At 30.5% G+C, this 1,353-nt stretch carries 1 protein-coding gene; it reads right to left on the minus strand.

Annotated elements, in window-relative coordinates; translation table 11 throughout:
- Window positions 1-1,241 (minus strand): DUF4932 domain-containing protein (locus M2448_RS20305; RefSeq protein WP_280697239.1); only part of this gene is annotated, 1,241 nt, incomplete at its 3' end.
- Window positions 1,242-1,353 lie beyond the last annotated feature (112 nt).

Here is a 1,353-nt window from a genome sequence, read left to right on the forward strand (position 1 = left end):
TCAGGAATCTTTAGTTCTTCCTCTTCTGTAGGAAATATAGCGAAAGAGTTCCACATCGGGTGTGAAAAATAAATCGTAATTTCCTTCAAAGAAGAGTCTACTTTACTATCCAATATTGGGAAGATATTTACAACATAAGGATTCTTATTCTTGTATTCGTTAACAATTGTTTCTATATTCTTTGAAACGAATTCTAAGAAACCAGTAAGTTGGGACATAAAGTCATCAATATAAGGATATACTTTGCGGTTATAATAGAAGTTATCCATAAAGCAAATAGCTCTCTCCATCCATATAAAACCATGTCTTTCATTTTTCGCAATCTCATGTTTGTCTGTTGTTGTTGGATTCTCTCTGTAGTACATATTTACAAATAGATTATTAAATCCTTCTCTATATATGCTATTAGGTGTATTATAAGCTACTCTATATAATTGATCTTTTACATACGGAAATATTTTTTCTGCAGAGGAGATTAATTCATTATCATATTTATCAACTAACGGATTTGTGAAATGATGGCAAAATTCATGTATTATTATAGGAGTTAAGCTAATCGCATCAAATACTGGTATACCAGCCTCATCGATTTGGTTACAACCAATCACTATGCCGAATTTTTCAATATGATTGTCGATATGTCCTGAAGATGGTAAGGCATAATTATTTCTTCCATTGCATAAACTTGCATAGATAGCAGGATCTTTTAATGGTTCCCCAAAAAAAGATTCAAACCATGAAATGTTTATTTTGCTTACTACATCATCTAGTCTCGCTTCTGTTTGTTTGTAGAAATCTGTATGTGTATTAAAAAAATGTTGAAATTTAGTATCCTTATAGAAAATATTCAACAATCGAAAATATTCAATTAATGTCACTTCTGACCATCTATCGTCATCTTTTATATAATTTGCGATATTAACTCCCTGTTTTATTTGAACCTTTCCTTTTTTTATTTCTAAAAGATTTGTTGATCCCGAGATGGCATTATATGCAATTTCATCTCTTTCTCTAATCTTTTTTATGTATCCGATTAAAGCATGATTTTTATATTTGGAAAAATAATTATCTATATCTGATATATAACCAGAAACTTCATTGTTTGTATACTCTTCGGCCCCGGCTAAACGAAAAGCAATACTAGTTAATTCAAAACGTTCATCGACTTTAGTCTTTAGCTGCGCTAAAGTGGGTAAAACTGCAATTATCGATAATAGCAACAAATGAAATATTCTATTCATAGAAATGACTTATTTAAAGAGGGTGTCTCAAAAGTAAAATTACATTATCAAAGTGTTATTCTCTTTGTTCATCCTGAGAGCAACGAAGTATCCCGAATCTAAAAAGCGAGAT

It is taken from the genome of Dysgonomonas sp. PF1-14 (genome assembly GCF_029892965.1).
In the GTDB taxonomy this organism is placed as follows: Bacteria; Bacteroidota; Bacteroidia; order Bacteroidales; family Dysgonomonadaceae; genus Dysgonomonas.